Genomic DNA, 18,978 nt, shown 5'->3' with positions numbered 1-18,978 from the left:
TCGTTTTCTCCGCACTCTCTTGTTTTATTATTCCCAACCGTTTTGTTAGCTGGAGCAGGCCTCGCATTCATCCACCTCCAGGCTTTTGGAACGGACGTAGTAAATGGTTTTCACTCCCTTTTCCCAGGCCAGGATATATAGCTCCAGTACCTGACGAAGGGTGTAATCATTGGTTATATAAAGATTCATGCTCTGGGCCTGGTCCACATGGCGCTGGCGGATTCCCGCCGCCCTTACGGACCATCTCTGATCAATGTAATGAGCATTTTTATATTTCCAGAATGTTTCAGGCGTTAAGTCCGGGGCTACCCGGGGAACCAAGCCGTTCTTTTTTTCCTCCAGATAATACCGGTTCATAACAGGGTCAAGCCCTGCCGTGGTACCGGCGATCATGCTGGTGCTGCTGGTAGGCGCTATGGCGATGAGCCAGCCATTTCTCATGCCATTGGCTGCTACTTTTTCCCGAAGGCCCTTCCACTTCTCTGAAAAATATCCCCGTTTGTCAAAATATGCCCCTGTCTGCCATTCACTTCCTTCATACAGGTCATATCTTCCCTTTTCCCCGGCAAAATCACAGCTTGCTTCAATTGCCGCATAATTGATTGCCTCAAACACCTTGTCCGCAAATTCAAGATGCTCCTCTGACTCCCAGGAGATTCCGTTCTTTGCCAGCATGTGATGATATCCGCTTATTCCAAGTCCCACCGGACGGTAGCGGAGGTTGGTGACCTTTGCATAGGGCACGGGGGAAAAATTCAAATCAATGACATTGTCCAAAGCACGGACCGCACTTCTTGTAAGCTCTGTAAGCTCTTTGGTATCCTTAAGATCAATTTTTCCCAGGGAAAGGCTGGCTAAGTTGCACACAACAAAGTCTCCCGGCTTTGTTACGGTAACCACAACTGTCTCCCCGTCCACTGTCTGTATCTGCTGGTCCACCTGTTCCACCCCGCTCATATTCTGAGCAATTTCCGTACACAGATTGCTGCAGTAAATAATGCCGCTGTGGCTGTTTGGATTGGCTTCATTGACGATATCCCGGTTAAAGGTAAAGGGCGTTCCTGTTTCCACAGCGCTTTTTAAAACCAGACGGATGATATCTTTAATAGGAATGATCCGCTTGTGGATACGGCTGTCATTCACACAGTCCAAATATCGTTCCTCCCACTGGGTTCCATAAGAATCCTCCAATGCCCAGCCCTTTATCGTCAGAATCTCATGGGGGCACATTAAATACCAGTCCCCTTCTATGTTCTCTTTTGCCTGCTTCCAAAACAGGTTGGGATAACAGACAGCCGGGAAAACATCATGGGCCTTCATGCGGTCGTCTCCGTTATTGGTCCTGAGAGTTAAAAACTCCGGAAGATCCTTGTGCCAGACATCTAAATAAACCGCTACAGCTCCCTGCCGTACCCCCAGCTGGTCCACTGCCACAGCCGTATCATTGGCCAGCTTGATCCACCGGATCACGCCTCCTGCTGCTCCCTTAAAGCCGCGGATCGCACTCCCTGCGGCGCGGACCTTACCGAAATAAAGCCCCATGCCCCCTCCGAACTTACTGACCTTTGCAAAGCTGTCAATGCTCCGGTAAATGCCATCCAGACTGTCCGGTACGGTATCGATAAAACAGGAGGAAAGCTGATGATAAGGTTTTCTGGCGTTTGAGAGGGTGGGCGTTGCCATGGTGACCTTTAAAGTACTCAACATATCATAAAACCGTTTTACCCAAGTATCCCGGTCTTCCTTTTCCAGCATGGCAAGATGCATGGCAATTCCAAGAAACATTTCCTGGGGCGACTCTAAAGGCGCATTCTGCCGGCTACGGATCACGTACCGGTTAAGCAGCAATTCCAGCCCGGAATAATTAAACAGATGATTTCTGTTCTGAACCATATAGCTTTCATACCGGTCAATTTCTTCCTTCTTGTAATTCTCCAGAATGTAATCCCCATATAGCCCATCCTCTGTCAGAAAACGAATTTTATCATAAAAGCTTCCAATTTTTCTGCGATCCAGTTCTTCCTTTAACCTGTTTTCATAACGCAGCATGGAGAGCCTGGCCCCTATATACTCCCAGTTCGGAGTCTCCTGGGTCGTCAGCTCCACAGCCGCCTGGATGAGCGCCTCAAACCGTTCTCCCAGGCTCATATTTTTCTTACAGAACCCTGTGAATTTTACGGCGAGGTGTTCCAAATCATATGGTGCACCCCCCCAATCCTTCCGGATTCCCTCTAAAACGCCATCAAGCTCCGGCACCTCTTTAAAATATTCCAGAATTTCCTTTTTTCCATCTGTCTTGTCCATTCATAATTCCTGCCATTCCATGTTTTATATTAGTATCAATAACTGTTATTGGATCTCATATGTAAAAATATACCACAACATATAGTTAATTTCAACTACCGATACACAAAATATTCGTTTTCTAATGACTTTCTTCTTTTATTATTTCCAAATAATTGCTAGAAAATTAATTATTAAAAAAACGCTTAAAATCTTACAAAGTAAGATTTCAAGCGTTTTCATTAAGAGGAAAATCTTTATCTTGCACCGCGCACATAAGGCTTCCCAAGGCATTCCGGCCCATGATTTTTGTGGGCGGAGCCAAGCAGGGCTGCTAATGTGATCAGATAAGGAAGCATGGACAATGCCTGGGAAGGAAGGGGCACTCCCACCGCCTGAAGACGGATCTGCAGCGCATTGGCAGCACCGAACAAAAAAGCAGCTCCCAACATTCCAAAGGGAAGATAACGCCCTAAGATGACAGCCGCCAGAGCGATATATCCCCGTCCTGAGGTCATATTTTCCGAAAAATTCCCTACCTGTACCAGGACCAGATAAGCGCCCCCAATCCCGCCCAGAATTCCGTTTAACACCATGGAGATGTACTGGTACCGGTAAACCGGTATCCCGGCTGAATCCGCAGCACGGGGACTTTCACCGATGGCGGCAAAGGAAAGCCCGGTATTTGTCCTCTTATAAAAAAATGATACTCCCATGACCAGAAAATATATCAGATAGGTTAGAATATCCTGATTAAAAAGAGCATTGCCAATGAGAGGAATGTCGGCAAGCACCGGTATCCGCACTTTTAACAAAGGCTCGATCTGTTGGTAGGACTGTCCGCCTGAAATCAGTTTATACAGGAAGCTGGTAACACCAAGTATAAAAATATTAATGGCGATCCCGCTGACCGACTGGTCCTTGGACAGCCTGACAGACAGAACTCCATGAAGCATACTGACAGCCGCTCCCCCTGCCATACCGCAAAGAAGCCCTACAAGAATGCTTCCTGAGAAAAATGTGCCTGCAAAGGAGAAAAAAGCGCCGGAAAGCATGACGCCCTCCATTCCGATGTTCAATATTCCGCACTTTTCCGATATCGTCTCCCCAAGCCCCGCATAGGCAAGAGGCACAGCCATTCGAACTGCTGCCGATAAAAAGGCAGTCAGAAAGCTGGCGGTTAAAATCTGATGCATCATCTATTTCTCCTCCTTTGCTCTCATTTTTCCAGTCAGAAGCTCCCTGCCCAGTATAAGCAGAACGATAAATCCAATGAGAAAATCTACGATCGCAGAGGGAACTCCCATCTGCCTCTGCATGGAGTTTGCCCCAACTTCCAGAGCCGCAAATAAAACAGAAACCAAAAGTACGCCGCCCGGATGGTTAAAGGCCAAAAGAGTTATGAGGATTGCCGTATAGCCGCAGCCTCCTGAGATTCCTTCAAGCAGCTTCTTCTGAACTCCCAATACCTCCACAGCTCCCGCTATTCCTGCAAGGCCTCCGCTTAATACCGCTGACAGGATTATGTTCTTCACCACAGAAATGCCGCTGCATGCTGCTGCCCGTTTATTAAAACCCACCGCTTTGAATTCGTAACCTGAGGTCGTCTTTTCCATAAGAAACCATACAAATAACACGGCTCCCAGGGCTATAAAGATGCCCGTATGTACTCTGGTTGGCTTTAAGAAGCGTAAAAGCGTGACAGATGCATCTATCTTTTCAGATTGGGGAATGCTTCCCCCCGGATCCATGAGAAAGGTGCGGACTGCGATGCCCAAAAGATTCATGGAAATATAGTTAAGCATAATGGTGCATATAATTTCTGATATTCCAAGCTTTGCCTTTAATATGGCTGCTATCAAAGCCCATAAACCGCCAAAGAGAAAGCCGCAGCCAATGGCAAGGAGGATCCGGAAAATCCCGGGAACCCCGGTGGCATTCAAAGCCACCCAGGCAGATGCAAGAGCTCCTATGTAGAATTGTCCCTCTGCACCGATATTAAAAAAGCCGGTCCGAAACGCCACCGAGCAGCCAAGTCCGGTGAGAATCAAAGGAGTCGCTTTTACAAACACTTCCCCGAAGCCGCTCACGTTGCCGAAGATTCCATTAAAAAACATCCGGCCAGCCGTAAGAGGATCGGCCCCTGATAAAATGATAAGGATGGCCGCCATTGCAATGGAAAGGAACGCGATCTCCGTAACTTCCATTGCCTTCCATTTTTTCATGTGATTCATGGCCTTCCTCCTATTTCCGTCACTCCGCCCATATAAAGTCCGATTTTAAATACATCCGCTTCTTCCCTGCTAAGGATCCCCATAATCCGTCCTTCAAACATCACTGCAATCCGGTCGCTTAAGGAAAGGATCTCATCTAAATCAGCTGAAATGAGCAAAACACTTTTTCCCTGGTTCTTCTGCCTGATCAAAGTCTGATGTACAAATTCTGTTGCTCCGATGTCCAATCCTCTGGTAGGCTGGCTGGCTACAATGAGCCTGGCCTCTTTCGATATCTCACGGGATAAGATCACCTTCTGCTGATTTCCGCCACTCATAAGCTTGACCGGCGTCCTGGCCCCGCTTTTTCCCGATGTTCGGATTCCATACTCTTCAATGGCTTCTAAAGCCCGGTTCTCCGCCTTTTTATGATCCAGAATCCATTTTTTTGAAAATGGCTGACGGTTGTAGGTGCGCAGGATCATATTTTCTGTTACCGTCATGTCTACAACCAGACTATCCATGTGACGGTCATCGGATATATAGGAGATGCCATTATGAAAACGTTCTCTCACAGACCGGCTGTCAATTGCTTGCCCGTCAAACGCGATGGTTCCCTCCGTATGCTTACGGATTCCTGTGATAACCTCAGCAAGCTCCTTTTGTCCATTTCCTTCCACTCCGGCAATTCCAAGGATCTCCCCTTTATAAACCGTAAGGCAGATATGATCCAGCGCCTTTTTGCCGGCCCGCTTTTTTAATAAAGAAACGCCTTCAAGGCTTAATGCAGCTTCCTTTGACGTCTTTTTCCAGTCTTCCGTTTTAGGGGAAAGGGGCCTGCCTATCATAAAGGCAGATAATTCCTCCGGAGTGGTATCTGATGTGACCAGATCCTTAACCGCCTTTCCATCCCTTAAAATGGTAACTCTGTCGCTGATCGCCATGATCTCACTTAAGCGATGGGTAATGATGATGATGCCATGGCCTTCAGCCTTTAGCCGCCTTAACACATGAAAGAAATTTTCAGTTTCCTGAGGAGTCAAAACTCCTGTGGGTTCATCTAAAATGAGCAGGTCCGCCTTTCGGTACAGTGCTTTTAAAATCTCCACCCTCTGCTGTTCTCCCACGGAAAGGCTATAAACCGGTTCATCAGGCTTTACAAAAAGGCCGTATTTTTCCGCCAGCAGGCAGACCTCTTCTGAGGCCTGTTTTCTGTTAAGAACCTCTTTCCTGCTGCCAGATCCCAGAATGATATTGTCAAGCACTGTCATCCGGTTTACGAGAGAAAAATGCTGATGGACCATGCCGATTCCATGGCTTATGGCATCAGCTGGAGACTTAAACCGGACCGCTTCTCCTTTGTAGAAGATATCCCCGCCATCAGACTGGTAAATGCCAAATAATATGTTCATCAGCGTAGTCTTCCCGGCTCCGTTCTCTCCAAGTAAGGCATGGATCTCCCCTTTTTCCACGGAAAGGCTGATATCCTCATTGGCATACACTCCGGAAAATGCCTTTGTAATATGTTTCATTTCCAATAATGGCATATGAATACTCCCTATCTGATCTTTGTATCACAGGTTACCGTAAATTCTCCGGCTGCAATGGATAATACCTTTTTCTGAATCTCCGCCTTCACCTCATCCGGGACTTTGGCCTCCAGTTCATGGTATGATGCGATGCTCACCGCGCCTTCCTTCATGCCAAGATCATAGATTCCTCCTGCAAAGCTTCCGTCTGCCACCGTCTGAAAGGCTACTTCAATCACATGGGGGATATGGTATACAGAAGAAGAAAGAACCGTTTCCGGAGCCAGACCATTCTGATCATAGGAATCTCCGGTTGCATAAACCTTTGCTTCCTTAGCCGCATTGATAGCTCCTGTACCGGATTCGTTGGCACAATGGCCGATGACATCAGCTCCATTGTCAATCATAGCCTGTGCAGCTTCTTTTCCCAGAGCCGTATCCGTAAAAGAACCGGTCCATGCAGTCTGGACTTCAATATCAGGTTTTACGGACTTTGCCCCATCCTCAAAGCCATTCATGATTTTAACAAGGGAAGAGCCCTGAATGGGTCCTACAAAACCAATCTTATTGCTTTTTGACATTCCTGCTGCAAGCATTCCCATAATGTAACCGCCTTCTTCGCATTTGGTGACATAGGAAGCAACATTGTCAGCGGAAACCTCTCCCTCTGTTACAATGAATTTTGTATCCGGATACTGTTCTGCCACTTCAATGGCAGGATCGCCGAACTCATAGCCGTGGCCGATCACTACGTCAAAGCCATTGGCAGCATAATCGGCAAATGCAGCTTCAATGTCATCAGGAGTCAGATTTTCCGTATAGGCAGTCTCACAGCCATAATCGGATTCCAGAAGCTTTAATCCTTCATAGGCGGACTGGCACCAACCCATGTCATTGGCCGCACCGGAAAGACAAAGTGCTACCTTCAAAGATTTAGAGGTCTCAGATGTTTTAGAAGTTTCAGATGACTCAGAAGGATCAGCTGTTTCTGTTGTTTTAGGGGTCTCCGTTTTTGTCTCTGTGTTTTTACTGCATCCGGCTAAGGATGCGGCCGCCATGGAAGCGGTAAGAACCAGGGCTGCCAATTTTTTTAAGTTTTTCATAATGATTCTCCTCTCTTGTTGTCGATTACGCAGTTGTTAAGGTTTCAATATCCGGATCTGCGTATGAGTGATGTAATTGGAGCTTTGGTTTTCCACAAACTGATCCAGAATGTTAAAATTAATGGTAAGATCTTCAAATTCCAGATCCGGTCTAGCGTTCCGGATCCGCTCTATGGTAGCAGGAACCGTCTCATAAGAGCCCAGGTGATAGCCGCACAAAAAATCGCCGCCAGGAATTTTACGGATCTGATCCTTTCTTATGGTCTCCGGCAGCGGTTCGCCAGAAGGATATAAATAAGCTCCGAAATATTTCCCTTCTCCCTGATAAAAGGCAATGGTAGGATAAAAATAGAAGGAATTCTGCCGATAGATCATTTCTTCTTCACCAATGGCAAGATAGGCCCTGTCCTCAAAATGGCGGATGGTGATCTCATCCGTGCGGATATTTTCCATTTCTTCTTCAATAAAACGAAGTTTTCTCTGAATGGCCTCATCAATGGAAATCAGCTCCATCCATTGCCTGTGAAGCTCCTCTGAACGCTGCTTTAAGGAATCCAGAGCGGAACCGGCATGCTGTGTGCTCCGCTGCTTTGTAATTTCCTCCAGGGAGTATCCAAGCTTTCGCATGTAGCATACGGTTGCCAGTTCATAAATCTGGTCAAACTCGTATTTTCTCCTGCCGTTTTTTAAGTCCCGCATCCTTGGCTTAAATATGTCTATGCTGTCATAATAATACAGGGTCTGTATATTCAGCCCGAATAGTGATCCCATCTCTCCAATGGATAAAAATTCCTTCAAACCTTTTTCCTCAACTTTCTATGATCAGGCGGCTTATAAAAACGGACGGAATGCCTCGCTTGGCTTTCGTATCACTCTGGTGCAGACCGCCTCTCCCTCAGAAGCCAACCGTCTCTCGTCCACTCCGGTGATCACGCCATCCTTATAAACCACGTTTCCATTAATCATAGTGAGCCATACGTTTCCTGTCAAGCCAACCCTTGCAAGGAGATTTTTAGGATCATGGATTGCTCCCGTAAGCTCCAGGGCTTCTGCATCTATCATAAACAGATCAGCTGCCTTTTCCGGTTCAAGAGAACCAAGATCCGGTCTTCCCAGAGTCTTTGCTCCATTTACGGTAGCGATTTTTAACATATCATAGGCGGATACACAGCCGCCCCTTTCCTTTGCATGATAAGTCTGCATCAGATAAGCCGAGCGAAGGGCATCAAGAAGATTGGAGCTGTCATTGGTCGCGGATCCGTCACAGCCAAGGCTTATAAGCACTCCAGCCTCCTCCATGGCCTTGATATCAAGAATCGGGAAACCTCCCAGCACAGCCGGCGCAGGACAATGGGAAATTCCGGTTCCTGTTTCAGCAAGCAGCCTGTATTCTTCCGGCAGCACTTCCCAGTTATGGGCATACCAGACGTCTTCTCCGATAAAGCCGATGTCCCTGCACCATTCCAGAGTGCGCTTTCCGCAGCGGGCCTTGATCCCTTCCGTCTCCCCCTCTCCTAAATGGGTGTGCATCCTAACGCCCATGCTTCTGGCTGCGGCAACGGTTTCGGTAAATGTTTCCGGCCTGCAGTTGATCGGCTGGCAGGGCGCCATGACGATCTGCTGCATGGAATAAGGATTGGGATCATGGTAGAGACGGATAAGCCTTTCACAGTCTTTTATAAATTCATCTGTGGTCTCCAGCATATTATCTGGAATCGAGCTCCCCTCATTCCTTGGAAGCGTGTTGCTGCCCCTCCCTGCATGATAACGGATTCCCATAAGATTTGCTGCTTCCATCTGCCGGTCCACCGGATCCTTGCCGGTTTTCTTCGTATAGCAGTACTGGTGGTCAAAGGCGCAGGTGCAGCCGTGCTTGATTAAATCGGCAAAAGCCGTAAGAGTGGAATAATAAATGACATCATTGTCAACGATCTGAAAGATCCGGTAGATCTTATCGATCCAGTCCATGACCGTCAGATTCGGATAATCAATGGTGATCAGATTCCTTACAAAGGTTTGAAAGAAGTGATGATGGGTGTTGATTAGTCCCGGGTATACAAATTTTCCTGAACCGTCAATAACCTGTGCTCCTTCTTCCTCTATCCCAGGGCCTATTGACACAATCTTAGGCCCTTCAATCAGGATATCGGTGTCTTTGTACACATGGTCATTTTCATCGCAGGTTATAATTGCTTTGGCATTCTTTATTAATAATTTTGAAGCCATGTTATCCCTCCATTTTCAGTACGGCTCCATGCCGTCATTTTAAATCGAGGTCATTATATATCCTATAGTTACTATAGGTTCAAGTTTGAAACGTCAATTCATTAATTAAAAAAATTTATAATCATTTTATATTTTTCTTATAAACGATCATTCCATTCTTATACGCCGCCAAAAGCCCCACCCGATTCTTTTAAATCCAGTTCTCCAAACAGGCTGTCAACCACTGCCCTGTAATCTGCAAGGTGCTGGGATTTTCTGATCTTTTTCCCGTGTTTTTCGCTGCCGTCGAACATCTGGATCATATAAGCCCACAGCTCCTTCATCTTAAACAGGACATTGCGGTCCCCGGATATGATCTCTTCATATCCTTTCAGGATCTCATCATGAAAGGCTTTCAGCTGCCCCTTTTCCATTTTCTCCCCGTTTTTCATTTCCCCTGCAAGTCCGGGATTGGCCACCATTCCCCTTCCAAGCATGATATGGTCTATGGAAGGAAAGGCCGTAGTAAATTCCTTATAATCTTCCGCGGAAAACAAGTTTCCGTTGTAGCACAGAGGGTTTTTGCTTAATGAGACTGCCTCCTTCATCACCTTCCAATCAGGTTCATTCTTATAGAGGTCCTTCTGGACCCTGGGATGGATGATCAGCTCCTCGATCGGATATTTGTTATAAATTTCCATGAGCCTTCCAAATTCCTCCGGGCTGTCCTTTCCGATCCTGGTCTTTACAGAAATTTTCATATCCAAGGCGGAAAAGATCTGATCAAAGAAGATTTGAAGCAGTTCCGGTTCTCCAAGAAAGCCGGATCCCCGGCCCTTAGTAACCACTGTGGGAGAAGGGCAGCCCAGATTTAAATTCACCTCTTCATATCCGAATTGCTTTAGTTCATTTGCCGCCCATATAAAATCTTCCCCTTTATTGGTGAGAATCTGAGGAATCACATGCAATCCCACGTTATGCTCCGGCAAAATGTCATTTTTTTCCCTGGAGGTAAATTTACGGTTCTGGGTGGGCACAATAAAAGGAGTCACATATATATCTACCTGATCAAAAAATTTACGGTGAGCGTTCCGGTAAATGTAGCCGGTGATCCCCTCCATGGGGGCAAAATAATACTTCATGTTTCAGTCTCCATTTTCTGTTATTTCTATATCGGTACATTTTACCACAATAAGCGACAAATTCATAGAAGGCCATTTACAGAATCTGCCAAAGAGTGTTATAATATAATGCAAAATGCATTATTCTGGAGGATCGATCATGACACACTTTAAGAACTTACTGCCTGCAGCCGCCAAGGCCCTTTTACTTGCTGTTCTTATTTCTACCACCTCCTCTTCCGTCTCATGGGCAGAAGAAGAAACCGGGCCGGCCTTTGCACCTCCGGTAACCAAGACAATTACACCTGAAATAGGACCGGGCGTACGAAGCAACAACTCCAACTTTATCGTAGTCCTGGATCCGGGCCATGGCAAGACAGGCGGGCATTATTCCGGCTGCAACTTTGTATATAATGGAGTCACCTATTATGAAGATGAGATCACCATGAAGATCGCTTCCTATACAAAGAAGTATCTGGAACAGTTTTCCAATTATACGGTTTATTTAACAAAGGACAGTGCAGAAGTCACCGTCCCTCTGGATCAGCGGGCCGCCTTTGCCGCCTCTGTACATGCAGATCTTTTCGTAAGCCAGCATGTAGATTCGGCTTTGGGAAACGGCACAGTGAAAAATGCTTATGGAGTCAGCTCCATGGCCCCCAGAACCGGCCGCTATAACAACGAACTGGCCCTCCAGTCCCAGGAAGCCGCAAGTACCATCCTAAAGCAGTTAAATAGTCTGGGACTTAACAACCGGGGACTGATTCTCCGGGATTCGGAGAACGGGACCTTATTCCCCGACGGAAGCCAGGCCGATTATTATGCGATTCCCCGTTATTCCCAGATGTATGGAATCAGAGGCTTTATCATTGAACACGGCTTTTTAAACCATACCAGCGACTTGACCCTGTTTTTGTCAACAGAGGAGCAGTATAAGGCACTGGGAGAGGCGGATGCAAAAGGAATTATGGAATATCTGCAAAAAGCAGGTAAATCTACATTTGTCCAGACAGCTCCGGCCACTCAGACAGCTCAGACAACCCAGAATACCAACAGTCAGAACGAAGGGACTGTTGCTCCACCCGCTGTCTCCGAAAGTAAGGGGCCTGGTGTAAGTTAAGCACTACACTTACAGTCAATAACCTGCAAATGAAAAAAATGCCAATGGCAGCAAGAACTTCCTGCCCCTCACTCATGAGGGCAGGGGGTTCTTTTTGGTTGGAAAATCTTTTCCTGCAAAAATATCAAGCCCAAAAGAAAAAAATTATAATATTACCAATAATAATCCAGCAAAAATCGAATATCATCATTATTAGAGATCCACTGAACCGAATAATCACTGACATAAAGAGCAGTGTTAAGAAAGTGTTAAAAAACAACATTCAAATTCGGATTTCTTCTTAATTATGTGCAAAATATTACTTTTTTTTAGTAAATTCATTCATTTATTTGTTGAAATTATATATTAATTGGTACTATAATGAAATCATCAAAATATAAAACTGGAGGTATGAAGTAATGGATGCAATTTATTTTGTATCAATGGGGTCATTGTTGGGGATTATCTTTGCCTGGGTCATGTTCCTTCGTGTTAAAAAACAACCAGAGGGTACCCCAGAAATGGCCCGGATCTCTGAAGCTGTAAGAAAAGGGGCAAATGCCTACTTGAAACGTCAATATTCAGGGGTTGCCATATTTTTCATTGCTGTTTTTTGTATTTTACTTATTATGGCATTTAACGGTTTCCTAAGCTTTTTTACCCCGTTTGCATTTTTAACGGGTGGTTTTTTCTCAGGTCTTTCCGGCTTCATAGGTATGCGCACTGCAACTATGGCTAACTGCAGAACTGCAGAAGGAGCTTCAAAAAGTTTGAATAAAGGACTTCAGGTGGCGTTCTCAGCCGGTTCGGTTATGGGTTTTACAGTAGTCGGGCTTGGTCTCCTGGATCTTTCTATTTGGTATTTCATTTTAAACGCAGCTTTTCAACATCTTCCGGTTGAACAGCGCATTACGGAAATCACAGCGAATATGCTGACCTTTGGAATGGGTGCTTCCAGTATGGCCCTCTTTGCCAGGGTTGGCGGCGGTATCTTTACCAAGGCAGCAGATGTGGGGGCAGATCTTGTCGGTAAGGTAGAAGCCGGTATTCCAGAGGATGATCCGCGTAACCCGGCTGTTATAGCCGATAATGTAGGTGATAATGTAGGTGACGTAGCCGGAATGGGCGCTGATCTCTACGAATCCTATGTGGGTTCTATTGTATCAACAGCAGCTCTTGCTGTTGCCGCTGGATACGGAATCAAGGGCGTGTCCATACCGATGCTGCTGGCAGCACTGGGTGTAATCGCTTCCGTCATTGGTACCTTTTTTGTCAAGACAGAGGAAGGTGCCTCTCAGAAGAACCTACTCAAAGCACTTAGAACCGGTACTTATATTAGTGCGGCAATCATTGTTGTTGCAGCGTTTTTTATTATAAAGCTGATGCTTCCCGGTCATATGGGACTTTATGCAGCCGTTCTTTCAGGATTAATAGCGGGTGTTTTAATCGGAGCCATTACAGAATATTACACATCAGATACCTATAGCCCAACTAAAAGATTAGCAGAATCCAGTGAAACCGGAGCCGCAACAGTCATCATCAGCGGATTATCCCTTGGCATGCTTTCTACTGTCGCACCGGTCATCATCGTAAGTATTTCTGTCCTTGTAAGCTACTATTGTTCCGGAGGTGCCAGTGATTTTAACCTCGGACTTTATGGAATCGGTTTATCTGCTGTCGGTATGTTATCCACTTTGGGTATTACACTGGCTACGGATGCTTACGGACCGATCGCTGATAATGCCGGCGGCATTGCTGAGATGACACATATGGATGCTTCCGTAAGACAGAGAACAGACGCTCTGGACTCCCTTGGCAATACCACTGCAGCAACAGGAAAAGGATTTGCCATCGGTTCTGCTGCCCTTACCGCTCTTGCACTGATTGCTTCTTATGTTGATAAAGTACATCAGATTCAACCGGATCTATTCCTGGATTTAACCATAACCAATCCAAAAGTTCTTGTAGGATTGTTTATCGGCGGTGTATTACCGTTCTTATTCGCAGCTCTCACCATGGAGGCCGTAGGCAAAGCCGCACAATCCATCGTATTGGAAGTCCGCCGTCAATTTAAGACCATAGCCGGAATCATGGAAGGAAAAGCGGAACCGGATTATGCTTCCTGTGTTGATATGTGTACAAAATCGGCACAAAAGCTGATGATTGCACCGGCCATGATAGCCGTTGTTATTCCGATTGTCATTGGCTTATTATTAGGGCCGGAAGGCGTATGTGCTCTTCTTGCCGGCAATACCGTTACAGGGTTTGTTCTTGCTGTCATGATGGCTAACTCCGGAGGCGCATGGGATAATGCAAAGAAGTATATTGAACAGGGCGCACATGGCGGAAAGGGAAGCGACCAGCATAAAGCCGCAGTCGTAGGCGATACGGTAGGTGATCCGTTTAAGGATACTTCCGGACCATCGATCAACATTCTAATAAAACTTACTTCCATGGTTTCTATTGTATTTGCATCACTTGTTCTGGCTTTCCATTTATTATAATGGATACACACTGATCCGCAAAAAGTAAAAAACCTTCAAGCCCGGCAGATTACCTGCCGACAGCTTGAAGGTTTTATTTGCGGCCAGACGGCTGCAATCTTACTCTTCAACAAACATGTCCTTACCAACTCCGCAAACTGGGCATACCCAATCTTCGGGTAAATCTTCAAATGCAGTACCTGGCTCAATACCAGAGTCTGGATCACCGATTTCAGGATCGTACACATATCCGCATGGCTCACAAACATACTTTCCCATCCCTATCACCTCCTTTAACTTCACTGTGCTTTCTTTATAGCATATTATACCATTTTTATCAATAGATTTATTTTACATGTCCTATTTTTATTTCTCCGAAGACCCTGTTATTTATAAAAAATCTTCTCTCATAGGTGTAAAAATATCTACCAAAATCCCCTTTTCAAGGCAAACGCATCCATGGACGATGCCGTCCTGCTTTAAAAGAGTATCTCCTGCCTCTACGACATTCTTTTTATCACCAATGGTGAACTCGAACTTTCCGCTGGCAACATAGGTAATCTGGGTATGGGGGTGGCTGTGGAGGCTTCCAATAGCCCCCTTCTCAAACTGGTTTTCCACACACATCATTCCATCACAGTATGCCAGAACCTTTCTGACAACGCCTTCGGAAGCCTGAACACCTTCTATATCCTTATTAAATACCCACATCTGATCTTTCTCTGGCTTTTTCATCATGTCTTCTCCTCGCTCCTTTCATTCTATAAGCCTAACTCCAATTCTTCCACACCTCCGGCCGGTATCCAACCGTAGCCAGCCTTCCGTTTCTGACAATAGGAGTTTTCAGTACCTTCTGGTTCTCTAGGACCTTTTCATCTTTATCCTCACCGGCAATGTATCTGATAAGCGCAAGGGCTTCCTGATCCTTACAAGTTTCATCAAGCATCGCTTCCAGTCCTCCTACCGCCTGCTTGACCCCATTGTACTCGCCTTTGCTCAGCCCCTTTTCTTTCATATCAATAAACTGATATTTGATTCCGCGTTCCTTAAAATAGCGTTGTGCCTTCTTGGTCTCAAAACATTTTCCGGTTCCAAAAATCTGTATGTTCACGGGCCTTGTCCACCTTTCTGGTACTTTCTTTCTGACAGGCCCATTATAACACAGGGAACCCCTGGTTTCAATAACCAGGAGTTCCCCATTTTATAGTATTATTTTACATACCGCTGCAGTGTCTTTCTCACTGCTCCTGGACCTTCTAACATTTCATAAAGCATGGTTTCAATTTTTCCGGAAAGTCCTGCTTTAACCAGATCAGTTCCAAAAAGAACAGGATTGGACAGGATCTCTTCAAGTCCCTCTTTTCCTTCAGGCTTTTCTCCCAGCCTGATTCCCTTTAACTGTTCTTTTAATTCTGAAAGCATGGGATCGCTGCTGATCTCCATGGCATTTCCCTCATCATCCACACCCAGGAGATAACGGAGCCAGCCTGCAATCGCCAGCGGAATCGCGGTTAAGGTCTGCACATCCAGATTTTCATCTGCCAGATAAGCCTTTATGGTCTCTCCAAAACGGATGGGGATCTTCTGGCTGGTATCAGTTGCAATTCTCTGCGGGGCATCCGGAATAAATGGATTTGGCAGACGGTATTCTATCACCTCTCTGATAAAATCTTCAGGACTTAAGATTCCCGGATCCGTAACCACCGGAAGGCCTTCTTTGTAGCCGATCCGCTCGACAAGGGCTGTTAAGTCCTCATCTCTCATCTCTGCAGCAATGCTGTTATATCCCAACAGACAGCCGTATACTGCCAGTGCCGTGTGCAGAGGATTTAAGCAGGTGGTAACCTTCATACGCTCTGTCTTATTTACCGTATCCCGGTCTGTCATGTATACCCCAGCCTTATGAAGTGCCGGACGTCCGTTTGGAAAGCGGTCTTCTACCACTAAATACTGAGGAATCTCAGCATTGACAAATGGGGCAATGTATGTGTTTTTGCTGGTGATGATGGGTGCCATATCTTCGATTCCATCTTCCTCCAGTAATTTTTGCACCACTTCAGCCGGTCGCGGAGTGATCTTATCGATCATGGACCAGGGGAAGGAAACCTTGTTTTCATCCTGAACCCAGGAAAGGAAACTCTCGGAGGCATACCCCTTCTTTGTCCATGCTTCAGCGATGGATACGATACTGTCCCTTAATTTTTCTCCGTTATGACTGCAATTGTCCATGCTGACCAGTGCCAAAGGTGAACCTCCTGCAAGATACCGTTTAAGAAGAAGGGCTGTCACTACGCTCATGGCATGGGTGGCTTTTTCCGGACCATCTTCCATATCCTTTTCCACAACAGGAAAAAGCTCTCCGCGGAAATTGGCAAGGGCATATCCTTTTTCAGTGATGGTAAAGCTTACCATCTGAAGAGAAGGGTTCTCAAACGTCTGCACCAGATATCCGAAATCTGTTTCATTGCTCACATCAGCTTTTACGCCCCTGGCAACGCTTGCCACAACCTCCCGGTCCATGGTTCCGTCCGGTTTTAAGCTGACCATCATGGTCATATTGTCAAAGGGGGTATATATTTTATCAATAATATCATAATCAAAGGTATCTGTCGCGATGATTCCGCTTTCCTCAAGACCTTCGTTTAGCAGGCTCTGCTGCAAAACTGCGATAAATCCCCGGAAAATATTCCCTGCTCCAAAATGAATCCATTTCGGCGACTTATCCGTGGTCGACCTCATTTTTTCCCAGTCAAATTCCGGCAGCTTTACGGATGCCTTTTCCCAGGCTTCCCGGTTTGTTAAACAGGACCGATTCAGTTTCATAAATCCATGCCTCCTATTTTCTATTTTTATGGGTTTTATCAATGGCTTCCCAAAGACCTAACAGATAATTAGCTCCAATGGCCCGGTCATACAGACCATATCCAGGACGAGCCTGCTCTCCCCAGATCATGCGGCCGTGATCCGGACGGATATATCCTTCAAAGCCAGATTCATACAAAGCCTCTACAATGGCAAACATATCTAAATCCCCGCAGGAAGAAAGATGAGCCGCTTCATCAAAATCCTTTTCCGAAAGATGGTGCACATTCCTGATGTGGGCAAAATGAATCCGCTTTCTGTTTCCAAACTCCCGCATCATGGCCGGAATGTCATTGCTTAAATCGCTTCCCAGACTGCCGGTGCATAAGGTCAGTCCATTATAGGGATTGCTGTTTAAATCAAGAAATGTCCGGATATTTTCCGCATTGGTAATGACCTTTGGAAGCCCATAAAGAGGCCATGGCGGATCATCTGGGTGAATTGCCATCTTAATGTCATACTTCTCCGCATATGGAACTACCGCATCCAGGAAATATTTCATATTGTTCCAATATTGCTCCCTTGTCATGGACTGATAAAACTCAATGTCCTGAGCCATGGCATAAAGCCGCTCCGGCTCCCAGCCCGGAAGGGAGTATCCTCTTGCTTTTCCCTCCATGGCCTTTGCCATCTTTTCCGGATTCATCTGTAAAACCTCATCATGGCGGTAAGCCATAACATAGCTTCCGTCTTCCGTCTGATAGGCAAGATCACTTCGTGCCCAGTCCATCACAGGCATAAAATTATAGCAGAGACACTTGACCCCAACAAGGCTTAAATGCTCCAGGGTCTTTATATAAGCATCAATATACTCATCCCTGGTAGAAAGGCCTTTCTTTATGTCTTCATGGATATTGACACTTTCGATTACCTCCATCTCAAGACCGGCCTCATTGATCTCCTTTTTCAGGGCTTTTAAGGTCTCCAGGGGCCATACTTGTCCCACAGGAACCTTAGGCAGGCAGGTGGCCACACCGGAAACCCCCGGTGTCTGGCGGATCTGGCCAAGGGTCACGCTGTCATCCCCAAAGGGAAACCAACGCATAATCATTTTCATGTTTGAATACCTCCGTTTCCTTACTTCTTATTCCTATCCAAATGCAATTGTTTATGACTATTAAGTCCTGACTTAAGTATATATCTAGTATACTAGTAGTTCAATCAGCATATTTCATAAATATCTTCTTTTTTTTTGTTTATAATGTATAAGTCAATCCTTCTCAAGCGCCTGACATCAGATCACAAAAAAGCGGTAATAAGAGAAAGAGGCTTTCCTTCTCTTATTACCGCTTATATTATATTTAAATCATAAAGCCAACATCACAGAAAATACTCCGAATATTCCTTTCGCAAGGCTTCTTCATCGATTTTATATCTGGATAAATGCTTTTCCATCAATCCTTTTGCTTTGCTTCCGTCCTTTGCAGCAATGGCTTCCACAATGGCCTGATGGTCGGAAATTGTCTTTAGATCCTTTACTGCAATCAGAGACATGCTGCGTATCCTGTCAAAGTGAATGGTAATGCTGTCCATGAGCTGATAAACCTGGTCCTTGCCGGTTATGTGAAACAGCAGCCGGTGAAATTCATCATCCAGCTTAAGAAGCCGCTCCGGAGAACGATTTTCCAGATAAAACTCCTGAAGCTTCACATTCTCTCTCAACCCCATGACTGCTTCTTCCCCAGCCGTCTTACAAGCCAGTTCCACAACTGCGCATTCCAGGACATTGCGCATAAAAATCGCCTCTTCCACCAGCTTATAATCGATCAAAGCCACTGCGCTTCCCTTTTGAGGATAAATTTCCACGATTTTCACCTTTGACAGCTCAATCAGTGCTTCTCTCACCGGAGTCCGGGATAAATTCATCTCTGACGACAATTCATTCTCGCTCAGCATACTCCCGGGAACCAGATCAAGATGTATGATATTATCCTTTAACATCCGGAGTGCATATTCCCTTCCTGTCTCTTTGGAATACCGTTCTGTCAGCCGCATATCATGACCTCTTTTCTCAAATTCTGTTCATACTTAGAATAAGCGAAAATAATCTCATTGTCAAGCACTAGTATACAAGTGCGCT

General features: G+C 45.7%; 16 protein-coding genes. 2 read left to right on the top strand and 14 right to left on the bottom strand.

What is annotated here, in order from left to right:
• Positions 1–45: 45 nt before the first annotated feature.
• The 8 genes from BMX69_RS04965 to BMX69_RS04930 form a co-directional block, all read right to left on the bottom strand.
• Positions 46–2,304 carry a ribonucleoside-diphosphate reductase subunit alpha gene (locus BMX69_RS04965; protein ID WP_100041725.1) on the bottom strand — a complete coding sequence of 753 codons (2,259 nt, stop codon included), beginning with the start codon at positions 2,302–2,304 and terminating at the stop codon, positions 46–48.
• 236 nt (positions 2,305–2,540) lie between these two features.
• Positions 2,541–3,482 (bottom strand): ABC transporter permease, encoded by a 942-nt coding sequence (locus BMX69_RS04960; protein ID WP_100041724.1) that lies wholly within the window; start codon positions 3,480–3,482, stop codon positions 2,541–2,543.
• Positions 3,483–4,517: an ABC transporter permease gene (locus BMX69_RS04955; protein WP_100041723.1), complete on the bottom strand. Its 1,035-nt coding sequence runs from the start codon at positions 4,515–4,517 to the stop codon at positions 3,483–3,485.
• Positions 4,514–6,043, bottom strand: coding sequence for an ABC transporter ATP-binding protein (locus tag BMX69_RS04950; protein WP_100041722.1), 1,530 nt, complete (start codon positions 6,041–6,043; stop codon positions 4,514–4,516). Before BMX69_RS04950 ends, BMX69_RS04955 begins: the two co-directional genes overlap by 4 nt.
• Positions 6,044–6,054: 11 nt before the next feature.
• The gene (locus tag BMX69_RS04945; protein ID WP_100041721.1) at positions 6,055–7,128 is read right to left on the bottom strand and encodes a BMP family protein; all 1,074 of its coding nucleotides are present in this window, start codon (positions 7,126–7,128) and stop codon (positions 6,055–6,057) included.
• A 36-nt stretch (positions 7,129–7,164) separates the two neighbouring features.
• Positions 7,165–7,926 carry a MerR family transcriptional regulator gene (locus BMX69_RS04940; RefSeq protein ID WP_100041720.1) on the bottom strand — a complete coding sequence of 254 codons (762 nt, stop codon included), beginning with the start codon at positions 7,924–7,926 and terminating at the stop codon, positions 7,165–7,167.
• 33 nt (positions 7,927–7,959) lie between these two features.
• A complete protein-coding gene (locus BMX69_RS04935) occupies positions 7,960–9,354 on the bottom strand; it encodes an amidohydrolase (protein WP_100041719.1) in 1,395 nt (464 codons plus the stop codon).
• A 158-nt stretch (positions 9,355–9,512) separates the two neighbouring features.
• Positions 9,513–10,475, bottom strand: a complete 963-nt coding sequence (locus tag BMX69_RS04930) for a tRNA dihydrouridine synthase (RefSeq protein WP_100041718.1) — start codon at positions 10,473–10,475, stop codon at positions 9,513–9,515.
• Positions 10,476–10,614: 139 nt separating this feature from the next.
• Between BMX69_RS04930 and BMX69_RS04925 the strand changes: the two genes are divergently transcribed.
• A complete protein-coding gene (locus tag BMX69_RS04925) occupies positions 10,615–11,574 on the top strand; it encodes an N-acetylmuramoyl-L-alanine amidase family protein (protein ID WP_054789570.1) in 960 nt (319 codons plus the stop codon).
• A 398-nt stretch (positions 11,575–11,972) separates the two neighbouring features.
• A complete protein-coding gene (locus tag BMX69_RS04915; protein ID WP_100041716.1) occupies positions 11,973–14,057 on the top strand; it encodes a sodium-translocating pyrophosphatase in 2,085 nt (694 codons plus the stop codon).
• Between the two features lie 99 nt (positions 14,058–14,156).
• Here BMX69_RS04915 and rd read toward each other — a convergent pair whose 3' ends face one another.
• The 6 genes from rd to BMX69_RS04885 all read right to left on the bottom strand — a co-directional run bounded on the left by rd (position 14,157) and on the right by BMX69_RS04885 (position 18,893).
• Positions 14,157–14,315, bottom strand: a complete 159-nt coding sequence (gene rd / locus BMX69_RS04910) for a rubredoxin (RefSeq protein ID WP_013272313.1) — start codon at positions 14,313–14,315, stop codon at positions 14,157–14,159.
• Between the two features lie 111 nt (positions 14,316–14,426).
• The gene (locus tag BMX69_RS04905) at positions 14,427–14,771 is read right to left on the bottom strand and encodes a cupin domain-containing protein (protein WP_054789568.1); all 345 of its coding nucleotides are present in this window, start codon (positions 14,769–14,771) and stop codon (positions 14,427–14,429) included.
• A gap of 34 nt (positions 14,772–14,805) precedes the next feature.
• Entirely contained in the window at positions 14,806–15,147 is a 342-nt protein-coding gene (locus BMX69_RS04900; protein ID WP_054789567.1) for an arsenate reductase family protein, read from the bottom strand.
• Positions 15,148–15,245: 98 nt separating this feature from the next.
• Positions 15,246–16,859: a mannitol dehydrogenase family protein gene (locus BMX69_RS04895; RefSeq protein WP_054789566.1), complete on the bottom strand. Its 1,614-nt coding sequence runs from the start codon at positions 16,857–16,859 to the stop codon at positions 15,246–15,248.
• A 13-nt stretch (positions 16,860–16,872) separates the two neighbouring features.
• Positions 16,873–17,955, bottom strand: a complete 1,083-nt coding sequence (gene uxuA, locus BMX69_RS04890; RefSeq protein ID WP_100041715.1) for a mannonate dehydratase — start codon at positions 17,953–17,955, stop codon at positions 16,873–16,875.
• A 263-nt stretch (positions 17,956–18,218) separates the two neighbouring features.
• Positions 18,219–18,893, bottom strand: coding sequence for a GntR family transcriptional regulator (locus BMX69_RS04885; RefSeq protein WP_025232514.1), 675 nt, complete (start codon positions 18,891–18,893; stop codon positions 18,219–18,221).
• Positions 18,894–18,978: the final 85 nt, after the last annotated feature.

Origin of the sequence: Lacrimispora sphenoides JCM 1415, from assembly GCF_900105615.1 — a bacterium.
Taxonomy (GTDB): Bacteria; Bacillota; Clostridia; order Lachnospirales; family Lachnospiraceae; genus Lacrimispora; species Lacrimispora sphenoides.
The sequence above is the reverse complement of the archived record's forward strand: the minus strand, read 5'-3'. Positions and strand labels throughout refer to the sequence as shown.

What these genes read in the sequence shown, in the direction of transcription:
- BMX69_RS04925 (WP_054789570.1), top strand. Translation starts at nt 10,615, where the DNA reads ATGACACACTTTAAGAACTTACTGCCTGCAGCCGCCAAGGCCCTTTTA.
- BMX69_RS04915 (WP_100041716.1), top strand. Translation starts at nt 11,973, where the DNA reads ATGGATGCAATTTATTTTGTATCAATGGGGTCATTGTTGGGGATTATC.
- BMX69_RS04965 (WP_100041725.1), bottom strand. Translation starts at nt 2,304, where the DNA reads ATGGACAAGACAGATGGAAAAAAGGAAATTCTGGAATATTTTAAAGAG.
- BMX69_RS04955 (WP_100041723.1), bottom strand. Translation starts at nt 4,517, where the DNA reads ATGAATCACATGAAAAAATGGAAGGCAATGGAAGTTACGGAGATCGCG.
- BMX69_RS04895 (WP_054789566.1), bottom strand. Translation starts at nt 16,859, where the DNA reads ATGAAACTGAATCGGTCCTGTTTAACAAACCGGGAAGCCTGGGAAAAG.
- uxuA (WP_100041715.1), bottom strand. Translation starts at nt 17,955, where the DNA reads ATGAAAATGATTATGCGTTGGTTTCCCTTTGGGGATGACAGCGTGACC.
- BMX69_RS04885 (WP_025232514.1), bottom strand. Translation starts at nt 18,893, where the DNA reads ATGCGGCTGACAGAACGGTATTCCAAAGAGACAGGAAGGGAATATGCA.
- rd (WP_013272313.1), bottom strand. Translation starts at nt 14,315, where the DNA reads ATGGGAAAGTATGTTTGTGAGCCATGCGGATATGTGTACGATCCTGAA.
- BMX69_RS04950 (WP_100041722.1), bottom strand. Translation starts at nt 6,043, where the DNA reads ATGCCATTATTGGAAATGAAACATATTACAAAGGCATTTTCCGGAGTG.
- BMX69_RS04935 (WP_100041719.1), bottom strand. Translation starts at nt 9,354, where the DNA reads ATGGCTTCAAAATTATTAATAAAGAATGCCAAAGCAATTATAACCTGC.
- BMX69_RS04930 (WP_100041718.1), bottom strand. Translation starts at nt 10,475, where the DNA reads ATGAAGTATTATTTTGCCCCCATGGAGGGGATCACCGGCTACATTTAC.
- BMX69_RS04905 (WP_054789568.1), bottom strand. Translation starts at nt 14,771, where the DNA reads ATGAAAAAGCCAGAGAAAGATCAGATGTGGGTATTTAATAAGGATATA.
- BMX69_RS04945 (WP_100041721.1), bottom strand. Translation starts at nt 7,128, where the DNA reads ATGAAAAACTTAAAAAAATTGGCAGCCCTGGTTCTTACCGCTTCCATG.
- BMX69_RS04960 (WP_100041724.1), bottom strand. Translation starts at nt 3,482, where the DNA reads ATGATGCATCAGATTTTAACCGCCAGCTTTCTGACTGCCTTTTTATCG.